At 41.8% G+C, this 18,249-nt stretch carries 14 protein-coding genes; 8 read left to right on the top strand and 6 right to left on the bottom strand.

Annotated elements, in window-relative coordinates:
* Position 1 precedes the first annotated feature (1 nt).
* Positions 2 to 295: a hypothetical protein gene (locus CDG76_RS36685; RefSeq protein ID WP_143854201.1), complete on the top strand. Its 294-nt coding sequence runs from the start codon at positions 2 to 4 to the stop codon at positions 293 to 295.
* Here the strand turns inward: CDG76_RS36685 and CDG76_RS31095 are convergent.
* Positions 242 to 952 (bottom strand): TIGR04283 family arsenosugar biosynthesis glycosyltransferase, encoded by a 711-nt coding sequence (locus CDG76_RS31095; RefSeq protein ID WP_094352689.1) that lies wholly within the window; start codon positions 950 to 952, stop codon positions 242 to 244. The two genes, CDG76_RS36685 and CDG76_RS31095, sit on opposite strands and share 54 nt — an antisense overlap.
* Positions 949 to 1,350 (bottom strand): CU044_2847 family protein, encoded by a 402-nt coding sequence (locus CDG76_RS31090; RefSeq protein ID WP_094352688.1) that lies wholly within the window; start codon positions 1,348 to 1,350, stop codon positions 949 to 951. The genes CDG76_RS31095 and CDG76_RS31090 overlap by 4 nt, the downstream gene beginning before the upstream one ends.
* A gap of 135 nt (positions 1,351 to 1,485) precedes the next feature.
* Between CDG76_RS31090 and CDG76_RS31085 the strand changes: the two genes are divergently transcribed.
* The 3 genes from CDG76_RS31085 (at position 1,486) to CDG76_RS31075 (ending at position 5,722) form a co-directional block, all read left to right on the top strand.
* Positions 1,486 to 4,596, top strand: coding sequence for an nSTAND1 domain-containing NTPase (locus CDG76_RS31085; protein WP_094352687.1), 3,111 nt, complete (start codon positions 1,486 to 1,488; stop codon positions 4,594 to 4,596).
* A 380-nt stretch (positions 4,597 to 4,976) separates the two neighbouring features.
* A complete protein-coding gene (locus tag CDG76_RS31080) occupies positions 4,977 to 5,393 on the top strand; it encodes a XisH family protein (RefSeq protein ID WP_094352686.1) in 417 nt (138 codons plus the stop codon).
* Positions 5,381 to 5,722 carry a XisI protein gene (locus CDG76_RS31075; protein ID WP_094352685.1) on the top strand — a complete coding sequence of 114 codons (342 nt, stop codon included), beginning with the start codon at positions 5,381 to 5,383 and terminating at the stop codon, positions 5,720 to 5,722. The genes CDG76_RS31080 and CDG76_RS31075 overlap by 13 nt, the downstream gene beginning before the upstream one ends.
* Positions 5,723 to 5,787: 65 nt before the next feature.
* Here CDG76_RS31075 and CDG76_RS31070 read toward each other — a convergent pair whose 3' ends face one another.
* Positions 5,788 to 6,027, bottom strand: coding sequence for a hypothetical protein (locus tag CDG76_RS31070; protein WP_094352684.1), 240 nt, complete (start codon positions 6,025 to 6,027; stop codon positions 5,788 to 5,790).
* 323 nt (positions 6,028 to 6,350) lie between these two features.
* Here CDG76_RS31070 and CDG76_RS31065 point away from each other — a divergent pair, with 323 nt between their 5' ends.
* Positions 6,351 to 7,055: a Uma2 family endonuclease gene (locus CDG76_RS31065; RefSeq protein ID WP_094352734.1), complete on the top strand. Its 705-nt coding sequence runs from the start codon at positions 6,351 to 6,353 to the stop codon at positions 7,053 to 7,055.
* Positions 7,056 to 7,171: 116 nt separating this feature from the next.
* Here the strand turns inward: CDG76_RS31065 and CDG76_RS31060 are convergent, their stop codons facing one another.
* The 3 genes from CDG76_RS31060 to CDG76_RS31050 form a co-directional block, all read right to left on the bottom strand.
* Complete coding sequence (locus CDG76_RS31060; protein WP_094352683.1) at positions 7,172 to 8,668, bottom strand: aldehyde dehydrogenase family protein; 1,497 nt, start codon at positions 8,666 to 8,668, stop codon at positions 7,172 to 7,174.
* Between the two features lie 109 nt (positions 8,669 to 8,777).
* Positions 8,778 to 9,500, bottom strand: a complete 723-nt coding sequence (locus tag CDG76_RS31055) for a cyclase family protein (protein WP_094352682.1) — start codon at positions 9,498 to 9,500, stop codon at positions 8,778 to 8,780.
* Positions 9,501 to 10,092: 592 nt separating this feature from the next.
* Positions 10,093 to 13,545: a PAS domain S-box protein gene (locus CDG76_RS31050; protein ID WP_223265460.1), complete on the bottom strand. Its 3,453-nt coding sequence runs from the start codon at positions 13,543 to 13,545 to the stop codon at positions 10,093 to 10,095.
* Positions 13,546 to 14,479: 934 nt separating this feature from the next.
* Here CDG76_RS31050 and CDG76_RS31045 point away from each other — a divergent pair.
* The 3 genes from CDG76_RS31045 to CDG76_RS31035 are packed head-to-tail and all read left to right on the top strand — an operon-like array spanning position 14,480 to position 18,202.
* Positions 14,480 to 17,026, top strand: a complete 2,547-nt coding sequence (locus CDG76_RS31045) for a proteasome protein (RefSeq protein ID WP_094352732.1) — start codon at positions 14,480 to 14,482, stop codon at positions 17,024 to 17,026.
* A gap of 31 nt (positions 17,027 to 17,057) precedes the next feature.
* Positions 17,058 to 17,882, top strand: coding sequence for an Rpn family recombination-promoting nuclease/putative transposase (locus CDG76_RS31040; protein ID WP_094352681.1), 825 nt, complete (start codon positions 17,058 to 17,060; stop codon positions 17,880 to 17,882).
* Between the two features lie 56 nt (positions 17,883 to 17,938).
* Positions 17,939 to 18,202 (top strand): hypothetical protein, encoded by a 264-nt coding sequence (locus CDG76_RS31035; protein ID WP_094352680.1) that lies wholly within the window; start codon positions 17,939 to 17,941, stop codon positions 18,200 to 18,202.
* Positions 18,203 to 18,249 lie beyond the last annotated feature (47 nt).

The raw sequence follows: 18,249 nt of genomic DNA, 5'->3' as shown, positions 1-18,249 counted from the left end.
TTTGAAGCTCGATGTTGACCTTCTGAAGCTCGATGTTGACCTTCTGAGGCTCGATGTTGACCTTCTGAGGCTCAATGTTGACCTTCTGAGGCTCAATGTTGACCTTCTGAGGCTCAATGTTGACCTTCTGAGGCTCAATGTTGACCTTCTGAGGCTCAATGTTGACCTTCTGAGGCTCAACTTTAAAATTTATACCTCAAATCTAATGCCCCTAAGATATACTACCCACATGAGAAACAGCTTAAAGCCTCTTAAATTTTTCTCGGCGATACCAGCTGCAAATTCGCTCAGGTGAAACGCCGAGCAAATAAGCAATAATTACTATTTGATTAAGTAGCGTAGTTTTCAATACTCCCTTTTGCAACCATCTACGGGCTGAGGTGACAACTGGTGTAGGAATAATTACAACGCGTCCGATGCGTTTTAAACGACGCATGAGTTCAAAGTCTTCCATGATAGGCAATTCGGGAAAACTGCCTATTTGCTGAAATACTTGCTTTGTTAAAAAAATTGCTTGGTCGCCATAGGGCATTTGGTAAAAATGCGATCGCACATTTACCCCCCACTCTACCCATCGTAAACTTAAAAGTGAGGCATCAATCCGCAACTTAAAAGCACCAGCTACAGTCCCAGGTTGTTGTAGCGCTGTGCGAATCATCTCATCAAACCCAGCAGGTAAACGAGTATCTGCATGAAGAAATAGCAGAATCTCGCCGCTAGCCGCTACAGCACCCGCGTTCATTTGCACAGCACGACCGGGAGATGATGAGATAACTTTGACATTTAAAGACTGAGCGATCGCTACAGTATCATCACTTGAGCCACCATCGACTACAATGACTTCTATATTTAGATTGGCTTGAGTAGTAGCAATGGCTTTTTTAATATTCCCCGCTTCATTAATAGCCGGAATAATAATCGAAATTTTGGCTGCGTCAATACTCTCACTCATGATTGCTGAGTTTTCTTTTCCGGTTGGTCAGGAAACGAACACTCTACCGTTATCTTAAGATTACTTTCAGCCGTGCCTTTAGTCACGTAAGGTATACCTGCTTCACCGCCAACTTTGATGCCAAATTCTAAAGTGACTTTATCAATATTAGCAACAGGGATTTTCTTAAAAGCATTGAGTGAATAAACAGTGTAAGCCCGAATTGTACCTTCAATTGCTTGGAAATTTTGCACTATCTGTTTTTGTGCAGCATCAGCATTCCATCCCTTATCAATTAGTGCTTCTTCTTCTCCCTCTGGAGAAACTTCGATGCTGACTGGTGGTGCATCTACGTTATTTGTGGCTTCAATGTAAATAATCGTGCCATCTTCTAACTGAATAGGTGTGAGTTGAGTCATGGGATAAATCTCGCCTAAAAGAATTGCGTCTAGGGTAGCCCAACTGTGCTTATCTACAAAATTTTACGGAAAATGCGGTAAATTTCTTGTAGAAGCTGGAAATAATTCGGCACAACTATCATAGGGCTTTGCAGGATGAGTCGAGACGCTTTGGTGGTGGGAATTAATACGTATGACCGCTTAAAGAGTCTCAACGCACCAGCTGCCGATGGTGAAGCAATCGCTCAAATCTTACAACAATATGGTGAATTTCGGGTAACGCGGCTACCAGCAGTCAAAGACAAGGAAAATGAGACGATTCGCATTGGTAAGCAAACTAAAGTTAGTTTAACTCAGTTAGAAAGAGCGATCGTCCAATTATTTAAGCCAGATGGGAAACCGCCAGATACAGCGCTATTGTATTTTTCCGGTCATGGGTTGCGCAAAAATCTAGGAATTCAGGAAGGCTTTTTAGCGACAAGTGAAGTCAACCCTGATGCAGGTAATTGGGGATTATCTTTGCAATGGCTGCGGCGACTGCTGCAAGAAAGTGAAGTAAGACAACAAATTGTGATTTTGGATTGCTGCTATAGCGGAGAAGTGCTAAATTTTGCAGAAGCAGATCCAGGCGATCGGGGTAAAGGTAGAGACAGGTGTTTTATTGCGGCTTCTCGTGATTTTGAAGTTGCTTTTGAAGAGATTAACAGCCAACACAGCGTTCTCACCGCCGCACTGCTGAAAGGTTTAGAACCAAAACAAGACCGTTGGGTGAGTAACTACACTTTAGTAGACTTGCTAAATCAAGAACATCACCCGTTCCCCCAGCGTCCAATTTTTGCCAACTCTGGTGAAGCAATTAATCTCACCCGCAAATGGAATTCCTCTGTTGTTGACTCCACAGTACAGGTATCAGCTATTTGTCCTTACAAAGGGTTGTCTTATTTTGATTGCACAGAAGCAGATGCTAAATTATTTTATGGCAGAACAGCATTAACCGACGAATTATTAGAAAAAGTGCGATCGGGTAATTTCCTGGCTGTGTTGGGAGCATCAGGAAGTGGTAAATCTAGTGTTGTCAGAGCAGGTTTACTTTATCAATTACAGTTAGGACGCAGGTTATCAGATAGCGATACTTGGCAGTTAAAAATATTTCGACCAGGCATTAATCCCTTACAAAATTTAGCACTGGCATTTCTAGAATCAGAATTATCAGATATTGAACGTGCATCACAATTGGCGAAAGCAGAAGAATTAATTGCAAAAGGCGCAGTTGGTTTCGGACAGTTGATTACTGCTGCACAAACTCAGCGCGTAATGCTAGTGATAGACCAGTTTGAGGAAGCTTTTACTCAATGTCAAGACATTACAAAACGACAGCAATTTTTTGAATGTGTGCTAGGTGCTTTGCAACGGGATGACAATAAACTCTGCTTAATAATCACAATGCGGGCTGATTTTTTTGGTAAATGTATGGAACAAGAGTATGGCGGACTAGCTAAGAAGATTCAAGAGCATTTAGTAACAGTAATACCGATGAATCGGGAGGAATTAGAAACAGCAATTCTCAAACCTGCTGAACAAGTTAACTTAGCAGTAGAACCGGAATTAGTTTCTCAAATGATTGCAGATGTAGAAAATTCACCGGGTAGTTTACCGTTATTGCAGTACACGCTGACAGAACTATGGCAGCAAAGAACTGAAGAACGGTTAACCTTGACTACCTATAGCAAACTAGGTGGAGTCAGGGGAACCCTGCAAACACGCGCTACAGAAGTTTATGAGTCATTATCACTTGAGGAACAGCAAGCAACAAAGCGGATTTTTTTAGAATTGACACGGTTGGGAGAAGGAACAGAAGATACCCGCAGACAGGTTGTGCAACGAGATTTAGTTACTTCACAGCATCCAGAATTTGTGATTAATAGAATAATTCAACGGTTAGCTGATGAGAAGCTAGTTGTCACCAGTACCTTATCTAATCAAATTGCTGTGGTAGATGTGGCACATGAAGCACTGATTCGCCATTGGTTGCTATTACGCAAATGGATTGAGGAAAGTCGGGATATACTGCGACAAAAGCGGAAAATTGAAGCGGCAGCTATTGAATGGCGAGATAGGAGATGGGTAAAGGATTATCTCTTTCAGGGGAAGCGTTTAAGAGAGGTAGTAGATTTTCAGCAGCAACAAACTGAGAACTTGAGATTATCGGACTTAGCTATTGAGTTTATTCAAGCAAGTGTCAGACAAAGATGGAATAATCGCTTTCGGTCAATTGTTTTTTTCCTAATTATCCCGCTGGGTTTATCGGTATATGTGGGCATAGTTATTGAGAAATCGATTAGGATAAACCAACTTTGGCAAACTGTTGATGCTGCTAGAGGAAAGGAGTATAGTCAGGCAAGAATTCAAGCACTTGAAAAACTACTCTTAGCTGGTGAGAGTCTAGCTAAAAAAGATTTCAGCAACGCCGACCTCAGCAGTGCCAACCTCAGCCGTACCGACCTCAGCAATGCCAACTTCAGAGGTGTCATTTTCAGCGGTGTCAACCTCAGCGATGCCAACCTCAGGGGTGCTGACCTCAGTCGTGCCGACCTCAGGGGTGCTGACCTCAGTCGTGCTGACCTCAGCGGTGCAGAACTCACCAGTGCCAACCTCAGGGGTGCAGAACTCACCAGTGCCAACCTCAGCAGTGCCAACCTCAGGGGTGCAGAACTCACCAGTGCCAAGCTCAGGGGTGCCGACCTCAGCAGTGCCAACCTCAAGAGTGCCAACCTCAAGAGTGCCAACCTCAATGGTACCAACCTCAATAGTACCAACCTCAGCAGTGCCGACCTCAGCAGTGCCAACCTCAGCAGTGCCAACCTCAGCAGTGCCAACCTCAAGAGTGCCAACCTCAGCAGTGCCTACCTCAGCACTGCCAACCTCAGCACTGCCAACCTCAGTGGTACTAACCTCAGCAGTGCTAACCTCAGCAGTGCCTACCTCAGTGGTACTAACCTCAGCAGTGCCAACCTCAGCAGTGCTAACCTCAGCAGTGCCTACCTCATTGATGCCAATCTCAATGGTACCAACCTCAATAGTACCAACCTCAGCAGTGCCGACCTCAGCAGTGCCAACCTCAGCAGTGCCGACCTTAGCAGTGCCGACCTCAGCTATGCCAGAAACCTTACTCCTGAGCAAGTTAAATCTGCTAAAAGTTGGGAGGAGGCAATATACGACGAGGATTTCCGTGCCAAGCTCGGTTTACCACCAAAATTGGTTAAGTGAATACTTTGGGTTGCGTTTTTACTTCTACCCAATCCCGCGATTCAACTTTTTGCAAACTTTTTGTACATCATTATTCGACTAAAAGTAGTTGTTTTGCAGTCTTCTTTGCCTCTATGGGCAAAACAAAAAGATTTATTTGTCATAGCGAGCAACGCTCAAAGATTGCTTTGCTCGCAGTAAGTTTTTATAATTAAGCGATCGCACCAAACAAAGACGAACCCTGCATCTAGTCTGAAAAAATGGTGTTCAAGAGCGATCGCTTAACTCTGAAATTCATAGCTAAGTGACTTCCAAAGAATGAATTATCGCAAACATAACCGCCCTTAGTACAATTATATTAACTACCCCAATAGCTACTTTGTCTATATATCAGGGAGAAAATGCCAGCAAAAGATGTATACCATGATGCGGTTAAAAATGCCTTAATTAAAGATGGTTGGATAATTACAGCCGATCCTTATCCGATTAAATATGAAGAAGTTAAACTGTTTGCTGACCTTGCTGGTGAAAAAACCATTGCCGCGAGTAGAGAAGGAAAACAAATTGTTATTGAAATTAAAAGTTTTCTGAGTCGCTCTCCTATGCGTGATTTGGAAACTGCATTAGGTCAGTATCTCATTTATAAAGCTTTCCTTTCTCTGGAATATCCTGAAAAGCAATTATATTTGGCAATAGGTGAAATAATTTATGAAGATTTCTTTCAAAAAGTTGCAATTAAATTTATTTTGGAAAAGTATCAAGTCTCACTATTAGTTGTTGATATGAATAAACAGGAGATTGTCAAATGGATAAGTTAACTCAATATCAAAATCTGATCAAGCAAATCTTAACAGAGTATCAAAGAATATCTTCACAAGTTTCTGTTTTTGATGTGGATGAAGTGTTAATGTTTGATGATGAGAGAAGTCAATATTTGTGGTTCAATATTGGTTGGAAACAAGGAAAAAGAGTTAAAGGAATTTCTGTATATATTCGCATTAAAAATGAAAAAATTTACATTGAAGAAGATTTGACTGAAGAAGGAATGGCAACCGAGTTAATGCGTTTAAATGTTCCTCCAATTGATATTGTCTTGGCTTTTCAGCCTCCAGAAGTGCGGAAATATACTGAGTTTGCGACAGTTTAAAGATTATTTTCTCTGGGAATTATTACGTTAACAGGGAGAAGAGTTAAAAACAACCTTCACACACCCTACCAATCCTTTTCTATAGCGATATCTTGTTCAGTCAAGTAGGAAAATTCCAGTCCCATTAAATCTAATAGTTGAAGAAATACATCAGGCTCAATTTCCATGATTTTTGCGGCTTTTTTCAAACTAATAACTCTCGAAAATAACGCCCCGATCACAAACAAAAATCTTTCTTTTTGCTCAATATTATTAAATAATGGAATTTCTGAGGCAACACTTCTTAATTCTTCCTTACTAGTCATAGGTATTTCAAGCTAGCGACTGAATATCCTCTAGATTCTCCCAAACTTCTGCAAGCAATGTCTAGGAGATTGTGAAAACGTTTCAGGTATTCCAAATAGTTGGCTTATTTACGCTCTGCTGTACTAGCGTGGCTGAAAGCGGCTTATTAGAGCATCTAATCTGAAAAAATGGTATCAAAGAGCGATCGCTCTTTTCAAAGATTGCTTTGCTCGCAGTAAGTTTTTATAATTAAGCGATCGCAGAACCCTGAAGTCACTTCCGGGAATTCTGCATCTAGTCTGAAAAAATGGTGTTAACTGATAACTGTCAACCACCAAGTATTATGTATAACTACAATCCCTTAGACTGCCTACCTTCATCGGCGGAATTACCAGATTCTGATGATACCCCTGTGGATAACGAACTACAAATATTAATTCCTAATTTATTGTTAGCCATCTTAGCCTCGATTTGGCAAACCCGTGATGACTGGTTTTTCGGTATCAACATGGGAATTTACTATACACCATTACAACCAGCTATAGTCCCCGATGGGTTTTTGAGTTTAGGTGTTGAACGTTTTGTTGGAGAAAACGGACGTTCTAGTTACGTTTTCTGGGAAGAAGAAGGGATTACGCCCATTTTAGCTTTAGAAGTGGTTTCTCAAACCTACAATGGTGAATATGAACAAAAGAAAATAGATTATGCCCAATTAGGCATTTTATATTACGTCATTTATGCACCAACGCGGCTACGTCGTAAGCGTCAACGTTTAGAAGTTTATCGCTTAGTTGAAGGTAAGTATATTTTACAAATCGGCGATAAAATTTGGATGCCAGAAATTGGTTTAGGGATTGGACGAGAACAGGGTACTTATCAAGGAAGAACACGAGAATGGCTGTTTTGGTATGACCAAGATGGTAACAGATACCAAACTCCAGAAGAGGTAAACGCACAACAGCAACAACAGCTAGAACAAACTCAGCAGCAGCTTCAAGAACTTTTAGCCAGATTACAACAACAAGGAATTGACCCAAATTTACTATGAACTACCCCTAGCTCAAACTTTCGCACAGCTAGAGGTAGTTCATTATCTGAGTTTTATACCTGCACAAGTCAGATAAAACCTATTACCTTCTAAGTTTTGTTAACTGTGATTGAGAATTAACTGCGGTTATCTATCTGAGCGCGTTGCAAACTTCCAGAGAAGTCAACGTAGACACTTTTCCATTCTGTGAAAACATCCAAAGCAGTAGTTCCAGCTTCGCGGTGTCCGTTACCGGTTTGTTTCACACCACCAAAGGGCAAGTGTACCTCTGCGCCAATAGTGGGGCCGTTAATATAGGTGATACCTGCTTCGATGTCGCGCATGGCAGTAAAAGCCCGGTTGATATCGCGGGTGTAAACTGAAGAAGAAAGACCATAATTGCTATCGTTGAGAATTGCGATCGCATCCTCAAAGGAGCTAACCTCAATTAATGCCACTACTGGCCCAAATATCTCTTCACGAGCAACTCGCATATCAGAAGTTACATCATCCAAAATAGTTGGTTGAAAAAAGTAACCGTTTTTCAATGAGCCTTCACTAGCAATTTCCCCACCAATTAAAACCTTTGCTCCTTCGTCACGAGCGATATCCAAATATTTCCTCACCTGTTGGAGTTGCTTTTCATTGACTATTGGGCCAATATCTGTATCATAGTCACTGCCAGCACCCAAGCGTAACTTACTGGTACGCTCATAAAGCATAGCGGTAAATTTTTCCTTGATATCACGATGCAAAATCAAGCGACTGGTAGCCGTACACCGTTGCCCAGTTGTCCCAAATGCTCCCCACACTGCACCATCGAGAGCAAGTTCTAAATCGGCATCTTCCATTACCACTTGAGCGTTTTTACCACCCATTTCCAAACAGACACGCTTGTGAGTGCGTCCACAAGTAGCGCCGACAAAAGCACCCGTTTCTGAAGAACCAGTAAACGATACCAAATCTACATTGGGATGCTCAACTAAAGCTTTCCCCGCCTCTTCTCCCAAACCATGCACCAAGTTAATTACTCCTGGTGGTAAACCTGCTTGTTGAAAAATTTCAATCAATTTAGTGGCACAGGCGGAAGTATCTTCGGCAGGTTTGAGAATAACTGTATTGCCACACACCAAGGCTGGCATAGCTTTCCAGCAAGGAATTGCCACCGGGAAATTCCAGGGAGTAATTAAGGCGCAGACTCCGATGGGCATCCGCACAGTCATGGCGAATTTATTGGACATTTCCGAGGGTGTCGTTTGCCCAAATAGTCGCCGTCCTTCGCCAGCACTGTAAAAGGCGCAGTCAATACCTTCTTGCACATCTCCCCTGGCTTCTGTCAAAGGTTTACCCATTTCCCGACTGATTAACTGGGCAAGTTCTTCTTTATGCTGAAGTAATATTTCCCCAACGCGAAAGATGTATTCTGCCCTCGCTGGGGCTGGGACTGTGCGCCAACTACGGTAGGCTTTACGGGCGGCGGCTACTGCTGTATTTACATCCTGAACTTGGGAACGGGGAAATGTGGCCACCACTTCGGTTTTGTCGGCAGGGTTGCGACTTTCTAGGGTTGCTTCCTCTCCAGCACTCAACCATTGGCCATCTATATAATTGCGGCAAGATAGCGGAGTTGTCATTTTGAAAATCTCCGATGATCCACTGAAACTTGTGTATTAAGTTTGCTTGCTTTCTAGGTTATCCTCAAGTTTAGGAAATTGGCGCGATAAGTAAATATCGATATAAAAGTTAAGGCACTAACGCCAATACTCCAACAGGAGAACCAGAACCACCACGTAATCTTAGAGGTGCGATCGCTAGAGTAGTACCTTTAGGTGGCAGTTGATCCAAATTTGTCAGATTCTCTAATACAATGCGCGGTTGTTCTAAAACTAGGCGGTTAATCGTAAAACTGTTATCCTGTCCGGGGTCTACACCATGAGTATCAATTCCTACCCCAGCGATTTGCCGTTCATCGAGTAAAAATTGAGTGGCATCGCTTCCAAATCCGGGAAAGTGTGGAATCCCTTGAGCATCATGATTGAGGAATGCACTTTTATCCAACCACTTTTTTTGCCAACCAGTATTCAGTAAAACTACGCAGCCAGGAGAAATTTCACCGTGTTCTTCTTCCCAAGCCAAAACATCAGCAATAGTCAGGGCATAATCAGAATTATCCGCTGTGGCTTGGCAAATATTTATGACCACCGCTGGTATAACCAAAGACTGGGCTGGGTATTGGTCAATTCCCAAAGCAGAACTATGAAAACTGTTAGGAGCATTGATATGGGTAGCGCTATGTTCCCCCAAGGAGAAACGCCGCAGGTAATAACCATCATTATTTAGTTCAGCCACAGTCTCAAATTCTACTGTGGGATCTCCAGACCATTGAGGAATATCTATGTCAATTACATGACTTAGGTGGATAACGCGTGTGTAGGTGATACTATTTTGACTTTGGGGTTGTATCATCCCAGCCTTCTATCTGATTTGTACTCAGGGATTTTTTTATAAGGTGCGTAGGTTCAGTTCGTTGTGTACATCGCCTGGGTTGGGCTATGCCTACGCAAAGATAGTACTACCATTGCAACGTTTTGAAAACCTAATTCCTTATACTAAAAGAGATAATCCCCCCAATTCCTGTAAATTTTAGGTTATTGAGGGGGTTCAAATGTTGCAGCAAAAAGTGAGTTGATCTTAGTTAACAACTATTAGGTTAATTTTTGATTAAGCTTAGATTAAGGTTAGATATCTCCAGAAATTAAATATGCGTTATATCATGTCCGCATAATTAGTTATGCTAACTACAGTTATTGCACCCCACACGCCAGTCGCTCATGGGGGAAACCCCCATCGCGCAGCGTCTCGTAGAGAAGACCGCGCTGGCTCCCCTTAATCCCCTCCCGAAGAGCGGGGAGGGGAGAGAAAGCGTAGCTTTGGCGGGGGTGGGGTTCTTCGGGTTTAATAAGCAATCAAGCGGACATGATATTATCCAGAACCCCTGTAGAGATGTAGCAGTGCTACGGTTCTACATTTTTTCACTCATATCTCTATTGTGTGATATCTACGTTGAGGGTTCTTGCTTTAGTGGAATCATCACAACAAACTCGGCACCTTCTCCTGGTGCTGAAATACACTGGATTTTTCCACCGTGTTTTTGGACTATAATTTGGTAGCTAATTGATAATCCCATACCTGTGCCCTTACCCACAGGTTTTGTAGTGAAGAAGGGGTCAAATATGCGTTTGCGTACTTCCTTAGTCATGCCTGGGCCATTGTCAGCAATTCTAATGATTACATGGTCTTCTTGAATGAGGCTGCGAATGCGAATCTGCGGAAAAGTCATTTCTCCTTGGGAGGCATTGCGTTGGACGGGTTTCCCGGCTTGTTCGCGCAGCGTCTCGGACAGGAGAAGCAACTGCCGTTCATTTGTCCTTTGTTCAGTGTTGTTTACTAATGACATAGGCGCTTTGTCTTCCCGCAGGGTATGACAAATACTTCTCTCCGAGAGGCTGCGCCAACGACTACGCTCAGTACAAGTGACAAATGACTCTTCTAAAACATCGATCGCATTTGTCAACAGATTCATAAACACCTGATTCATCTGTCCAGCGTGACACACTACTGGTGGTAGGTTGCCGTAGTCTCGGATTACTTGGATTTCGGGATGTCCTGGTTTGGCTTTTAGGCGATTTTGCAACAACAGCAAGGTGCTATCCATACCTTGATGAATATCTACTGCTTTTGTACCGTCTTCATCAAGACGAGAAAAATTGCGTAAAGATAGGACAATCTGCCGAATGCGTTCGGCTCCCATTTTCATAGACTCCAAGATTTTGGGTAAATCTTGCCGGAGAAAGTCTAAATCAATGTTATTTATTTGTCGATCAATCTCTGGTGTTGGTGGGTAGTAACTCTGTTGATAAAGTTCTACTAAGTGCAGCAAATCCTTAGTATATTCACTGGCGTGGCTAATATTGCCGTAGATGAAATTGACGGGATTATTGATTTCGTGGGCAATACCTGCAACCAATTGTCCTAAACTGGACATTTTTTCAGTTTGAATCAGTTGCGCTTGAGTTTGTTGAAGTTCTAGCAGTGCTGCTTCTAGTTGCTGGGCTTTGTCTTGGGCAGTTTGGGCAGTGATGCGACTTTGGGTGTAAAGTTTAGCTTGGTCAATAGCGATCGCTAGTTGAACTGTAACTGCTTGTAGTAATTCTACTTCGTTGTTTAGCCAAGGGCGAAAGCCACTACAATAACCACAGCTAAATGCACCAATTTCACCAGATTGAGTGTGTACAGGCAGCGCCATAAAGGCAGTAAAACCAAAATCCTGCAAAAATTGCTGTGCTATGGAATCGCCCACAGTCTCAGTATCATCAATGCGGATGATTTCTCCGTTCAAGGTTTTGGCTGCGATTAATTTGATTTCGGCATGAGTTGCTTCTTGGTCGTTAAGCAGACAGGGTAAAAAGGAATTTTTCACCTCATAGACTTTTTCCCAGTATGGTACATCAGCATCTTGCCGATACCAAAAGAAGACGCAGCGATCGATCTCGAATAAGTTATGAATCTCCTGTACTGCGGTTTCCACAATGTGATTGAGATCCAAAGAAGCTCGAATTTGACTAGAAAGACGATTCAGTAGTGCTTCTCGCTGGGCGCTTTCTCTGAGTGCAATTTCTACTTGTTTGCGCTTGATGCCAATGGCAATCTCTTGAGCGGCAAATTCCAATGCTTTGAAAGTTGATTCTGTAACTGTTTGGCGGGCAAACATGGCTATCACCCCTACAGTTTCATCTTCAACAATCAAGGGATAGCCAGCAAAGGCGACCATACCCTCTCGCTGTGCCCACTCTTTGTTAGCAATGCGGGGATCTGTCTGCACAGAGTTAGTTAAGTGGGGTTTGCCTTCTTCGGCAATCAAACCAATTTTGAATTGACCGATTGGCACACATTTATGGGGCCCATTGACATGGGTGTACATCCCAGAACTGACTTGCAACTCCAATACGTTGTCTTGTTCGTTTAGCGTCCAGATGCGAGCAAAGGCTGCATCAAGATGTTCAACTAAGGCGTCAGTGCAGCGGCGCATCATATTCTGTAAACTGTCACTCTGAGTCAATGCTGCGTCTACATCGGCACGAAAATTTGCTAAACGCGCTCGTTCTGCTAGAGCTACTTCTGCTTCTTTACGGTCGGTGGTGTCATAGCAAATACCAACAAAGTACAAAACATTGCCATTAGCATCTTTAATCGCAGATGAGTTGCTTGTATGCCATCGCCAACTACCATTTTTGTATTGGACTCGATATTCAATTGCTTTTTGTTTTTCGCCTGTTGTCAAAATTCTTTGAAAATAATCGACACAGATATGCACATCGTCAGGATGTATAAAGGGAATAAAGGATTTGCCTTCAACCTCTGCAACCTCATGCCCAAAAATCTCAGTCCAGTTAGGAGAAACGTAAGAAAATATCCCTTCAAGTGTCAGCGCAAAAATAACGTTGTTGGCATTTTCTACAATGCTGCGGAACTTGGCATCACTTTCTATTAAGGCTGCTTGGATGTTGTTGCTGGTGTCGCGGATAAGAACTATAATTTGTCGGTCTGGTAATGGTAATAATCTAGCTTCAAAATTATTATTTTTTTCCGGTAACGGTAAGGTATATTCAAAACTGACTTCATATTGAGTTTCCAGTACTTGAGTTATTGCTTGATGGAAGCGATCGCCTACAGCAGTCGGTAAGCATTCGCGCAAACTCTTACCCTGACAATCTTCTGGTGGAATATACAGACTCTCCATCAACCCTTGCTTGTAATCCAGAATACTTCCATCAGCATCAAGACGAAAGTAGGAATCAGGAAGTACTTGCAAAATCGCGGCAAATTCTGATGTTTTTTGGCGTAACTGTGCTTCAACTGCTTGGCGTTTGCGAATTTCAGTTTGCAGTTGCTCTAATGCTTTTGCTAATTCTGTCGCCCGTTCTCTATCTGTAATTTTACGTAGGCGACGAGAAGAATTTGTCGATAGCGAGTAGCTTTCTGTTAGGGAAGGTTGGCTGATCCCTATCGGCACTCCTGTTAGATCGATACAATAACCGATGTAACCAACAAAGCTACCATCTGCCGCAAATCGTGGCGCGGCTGTATCTAAAATCCAGCGATATTCGCCACTAGCACTACGCAGACGATATTGCCTCTGGAAGGATTCATACGTCGCAAATGCTCTCAGGTATATATCTTCGCATCGCTGTCTATCTTCTGGATGGACGCTGCCAGTCCAAATATTGCCTATTTCCTCTTCTAGCGCAGATGCAGACGCGGCTTTTGTGAGATGTGTTCCAGTAAATTTCAGCCAATTAGAATTGAAGTAACAGTAAAGTGCATTATATCCAGACATCCAAATCATCAGAGGAGCAATATCTGCCTGCTGGCAGAATACTTTTTCATCCTGTTGTATTTCTTCTTCAACTATGATTTGTTTAACGTAGCTCTGCACCTTTTTAGAAAACACTTTTGCCTGCCTGCTCTGCCTAAATTATTAAGGTAATATGCTGAAAATACAATTTCTTAATACATGGATATAATCTTGTTTATGCCAACCTGCTACCGATCTTAATACTTTATTTATTTTTATATATGCAGCAATTCCTCTTTTACTGTAAATAAATTGAAAAAATGCTGAAGTTATCATTAAGATTAACTTCAGCACTTTGTGTGAAATTTAAACTATATATATGTCAGAGATCTTGTTTGACTTTGTTTCTTTTTGAAGTCACTGAGAAATTCATCTTAGCTATGTAATTGCATTCCTCAAAAACCTGATTTAGCTTTACGAAAACTATATGATTTTCTGCAAGGCATTTACATCTTTATAAGAAATTCACAATAATCAAGAATTTCATCCAAAATAAATATTGATTTTTTATCAAGAAGAATTCAGCATGAATTAAAATCTGGCTGATGGATATATCTTGCTTAAAATAAGGGAGTATAAAAACTTTGAAATCTACATCTGTATCAGTAGATTAGATTAAATTAGGGGTATAAAAACCAACCCTATTTATTTGTAATTTGGGATAATGATGAATGTATTGTTTTTTATTGTTCTCAACAAAACCCAATTTTTTAAAATTGTCTTGACTAGTCAAAATGCCTTATATAGCAATCCTATCTGAGTGACGATCGATCTAGGTGATGACGAACCGTCTCTCTACGAGACACTACATGTAGCTTGCTTCCTCGTGGGGTACGCGCAGCATCTTGTAGAAAAGTATGCCAATAAAAAGAGAACAAATCTCACGAATGATTTAGGATTGCTATAGCAAAATCACAAATCAAATGAGAGAAATGCTAAATGTGATATCAACTGGTTGTAACAATGCCTGGTAATCGCATTTTATATGTTATAAAGCTCACAGAAATTAATGTTAGGCGGAAACTACTTTATGGAACCAGATAAACTGGGCCGTTTTAAGGAGTACGGCGAATTCATCCTCCGAAAGATAGATTCTGTGCCCCAGTACCCTTCTAAACAAGAAGATTGGGTTCCAGCTAGTCTTGATGACTGTCTTCTTCGTTTGCGTTCAGCTGCCCAGAAAACTGTAGACCTGGCAACTTCGCCTGTCAAAATTGGTGTAATGGGGGAATTTAGTAGTGGAAAAACCTTACTTTTAGGCAGTCTAATTGGATATGCAGATGCTTTGCCAGTCAGTGAAAACCCCACTACAGGTAATGTTACCGCCATACATATTATCCCGCAAGACGATTTTGCAACGACGCAATTAAGTAATTTTACGGTAGAATATCTTTCGCATGAAGGAGTACATGAGTGTCTACGCTTCATGCTAGGGGAAGCCAATAAACGAACAACAGCAGCAGGGCTTCCTCCAATACCAGTATCGAAACTCAACTCTGGCACAGATATTATTGGCTGGTGTGAAGAAGCATGGAATAGCAGTAACAATTTAGAACTGCGTTATTTACTCCGGGAGTTAGTATTATTCCTGCGGGCTTATCAAGCTTATGGGGAAGTTATGTGTGGTGGGCACTACCAAATTGATGCTATCACCGCCCGCGAGGGGCTACAGCTAGTCGAGCAGCCAATGGCAATCCAAACTCTGAAATTTGAGGATCTACCCCCAGCGCACATCAGATTACCGAGTCCACCCCAGAGGCTACCAACAAAGTTATTGCAAAATAGCTTTCCACTAATCCGCCGCGTAGATATCGATGTGAAAATCTCACGGGAAATTTGGGATTTTGCAGACGCAGCTAAATTTATTCTCATCGACTTTCCGGGATTGGGGGCTGCTAATTCGGGGGCTAGGGATACCTTCTTGTCATTGCGGGAATTGGCAGAAGTACAGACAATTTTGGTATTGCTAAATGGTAAATCTCCTGGAAGCGATCGCGCCAATAAAATCTTCACCATGATGCAGCAGCAGCGACCGGGACAAGACCTGAAAGATTTAATTCTCGTCGGTGTGGGTCGCTTCGATCAACTACCTCTAGACAGCGAGGGTGGCGAAAGAGAACTTGACCATCTGATTGAAGATAACCATTTAGAAGAGGAAACGGTTCTCCAAAAACTCAAAGTTCTGCAAACTACCATTGACGGTGCAGCAGCATTTACAACCCAAAAAGACCGCATCGTTTTACTGTCGCCACTGTTGGGATTGGCTGAATTAGCAAAACGTTCTAGTAAAGTCAAAGCAGGCTCACCAGAGTTTTTAGCTAACCTAGACTATCCTGATTACCTAGACAGGTCTAAACGGCTACAACAGAAATGGGAGCTATTAAGTGAACGGCTGATAGAATCTAATACCCGTAGCTATTTAGGCAGACAGCTAGGTTACTTTAGTCAAGATGGCGGACTTAGTAAGCTGCGGGAATTGATTGAAACCCACGTAGCTACTCATGGTCTGAAGCAACTGCATGAAGATACTAAAAGAGCTGCTGATGTGGTGAGTCAGCAACAAGATCACTTGAAAGACATCATAGATGAAATTCACGAGCAAGGCATCCCCACAGGCGATAGTCCGGCTTTTATAGAATTGCGTTTTGTGGTCGAAAGCTTAGATAAAATTTACAGAAATTTTCAAAAAGATATTGGGAAAGAACCACTTAAAGATCGACGCGGTGTTGTTGTCAGCGATGTAGTAAAAGATGAACTCACCTTTAGAATTCTTAATTGGAACCAGTGGACTTTACTCTTCAACAAAGCCAATAATGGAGCGATCGTTCTGGCAGAATCTAAGGGTGCAGCTGGGAAATTATTCGATCGGGGAAACCGTGTAAATACTTCCCTTCCAACTAAGAGCGATGATTTTTATCCAGTATTTGAGAAAACCGTTAAAGAAGTAGAAGATTTTGCCCGCGATCGCATCCAGCAAGCCGTGGTAGATTTGTTGAACCAATTATCAATTCATGTAGCCTCAGAACGCGAACAATTGCAGGCATTTTTCCATCCAGAAATGGAACAAGAAATCGAAGAAAAATTTGGTTTTGAAGATGCCGATCTCTTTTATAAATTATTACTAGGATGCGACCCTAACGAATGGAAAGAGGCAATCATCTCGGAAATTACTAGCAAAGATAAAACTGTTGCACCTGAAATTATCTTTCCTTTAGCACGTCAAGACGATAAACACAACGTTGGTCAAATCTTTGATTGGGCACCAGAGAAAAGCCAAGGCCTACCCAGATCGAGCAATCACCAACTTTTAGTACTGCGACTGCGAGATGAAATTACTGCTAGCGCCAGCCTCCATCTTGTGCAGTATGTTAGCGAAGTTAATCAGCAAATTAATTCCGAACTAGAAGGTATTTTGGATCAAATTATTCCTAGTCTGCAAAACCTTTCCAAAAAAGAAAGTTTACTAAGATATTTGGCGGCTGGGGAATTGCCATCTGAGATTCAAATTCCTACTTGGTTGCAGATTATTTCTGAAATGGCGGCTGTTTCTCCCTCAGACGATTTGGATTTGAGATGACGCGATCGCGTAGAGATATGAGGATATATTTGTGAGACGTGATGCGATTTTTTATACAATTTTCAAGCGTGTCCCAGGATTGTTTTTCGAGTTAGTAGAACAACCACCAGCAGAAGCTGCTAGCTATCGCTTTGAATCAGTAGAAGTTAAAGAACCAACATTTCGGATTGATGGGGTATTTTTACCTCCACCTGATGCAACATCTCAAACGATCTTTTTTGCTGAGGTACAATTCCAAAAGGATGAGTTACTATACCATCGCTTTTTCTCAGAATCCATGCTGTATATGTATCGCAACCCGTCGCTTTACGATGACTGGTATGGGGTAATTATTTTACAATCTCGCAGCTTGGAACCAGAAAAAACCACTATTCACAGATCATTACTGAACAGTTCTCAAGTAAAACGGATTTATTTAGATGAGTTAGGTAGTCCTGATGAGCAAAAAGTAGGTATCAGTTTGATGCAGTTGACTATTGCCTCAGAGACTCAAATGGTTCAGGAAGCGAAACGTTTAATTGAGCGAGTGCAACAAGAACAGATAACTGTCTTGGCTAAGGAGGAGATAATAGATGTAATCACAACAATTGCAGTTTATAAATTCGCAAACTTAAGTCGTGAAGAGGTAGAGGCTATGTTAGGAGTTAAGTTAGAAGAAACTAGGGTTTATCAAGAAGCTAAACAAGAAGGACTACAACAAGGAGTAGAAATAGGGCGAGAACAAGGAGTGAAAATAGGGCGAGAACAAGCAAAACTTGAAGTTGTCCCTCAGTTCTTAGCTCTTGGTATGTCGATGGAAGAGGTTGCCCAATCACTTAATTTAACCATCGAACAAGTAAGACTTGCAGCTGAGTAATCACAACAATTACTGGTTATAAATTTACCAACTTAAGTCGTGAAGAGGTAAAGGCTATGTTTGAAATTACGTTACAAGAAACTAGGGTTTATCGAGAAGCTAAAGAAGAAGGGCGACAAGAAGGAATAAAACAAGCACTAGAAGAAATACGAGAAAAAGGACTACAACAAGGACGAGAAGAAGTAAAACGTGAACTTATACCTCGGTGTTTAGCTTATGGTATTTCGATAGAAGAGGTTGCGAGGATACTTAATTTAACTATCGAACAAGTCGAAGAAATAAGACTTGCAAGTGAGCAAGAATCTTCAACATCAACTTAGTAACTGGTGGCATTTTCATAGCGATGCCTACGCTTTTATATGAAAAA

Source organism: Nostoc sp. 'Peltigera membranacea cyanobiont' 210A, from assembly GCF_002246015.1.
GTDB lineage: Bacteria > Cyanobacteriota > Cyanobacteriia > Cyanobacteriales > Nostocaceae > Nostoc.
This window is presented reverse-complemented; position numbering and strand designations above follow the sequence as displayed.

Excerpts from the sequence above, each read along its gene's own strand:
- CDG76_RS31095 (WP_094352689.1), bottom strand. The coding sequence starts at position 952 with ATGAGTGAGAGTATTGACGCAGCCAAAATTTCGATTATTATTCCGGCT.
- CDG76_RS31090 (WP_094352688.1), bottom strand. The coding sequence starts at position 1,350 with ATGACTCAACTCACACCTATTCAGTTAGAAGATGGCACGATTATTTAC.
- CDG76_RS31085 (WP_094352687.1), top strand. The coding sequence starts at position 1,486 with ATGAGTCGAGACGCTTTGGTGGTGGGAATTAATACGTATGACCGCTTA.
- CDG76_RS31080 (WP_094352686.1), top strand. The coding sequence starts at position 4,977 with ATGCCAGCAAAAGATGTATACCATGATGCGGTTAAAAATGCCTTAATT.
- CDG76_RS31075 (WP_094352685.1), top strand. The coding sequence starts at position 5,381 with ATGGATAAGTTAACTCAATATCAAAATCTGATCAAGCAAATCTTAACA.
- CDG76_RS31070 (WP_094352684.1), bottom strand. The coding sequence starts at position 6,027 with ATGACTAGTAAGGAAGAATTAAGAAGTGTTGCCTCAGAAATTCCATTA.
- CDG76_RS31065 (WP_094352734.1), top strand. The coding sequence starts at position 6,351 with ATGTATAACTACAATCCCTTAGACTGCCTACCTTCATCGGCGGAATTA.
- CDG76_RS31060 (WP_094352683.1), bottom strand. The coding sequence starts at position 8,668 with ATGACAACTCCGCTATCTTGCCGCAATTATATAGATGGCCAATGGTTG.
- CDG76_RS31055 (WP_094352682.1), bottom strand. The coding sequence starts at position 9,500 with ATGATACAACCCCAAAGTCAAAATAGTATCACCTACACACGCGTTATC.
- CDG76_RS31045 (WP_094352732.1), top strand. The coding sequence starts at position 14,480 with ATGGAACCAGATAAACTGGGCCGTTTTAAGGAGTACGGCGAATTCATC.
- CDG76_RS31035 (WP_094352680.1), top strand. The coding sequence starts at position 17,939 with ATGTTTGAAATTACGTTACAAGAAACTAGGGTTTATCGAGAAGCTAAA.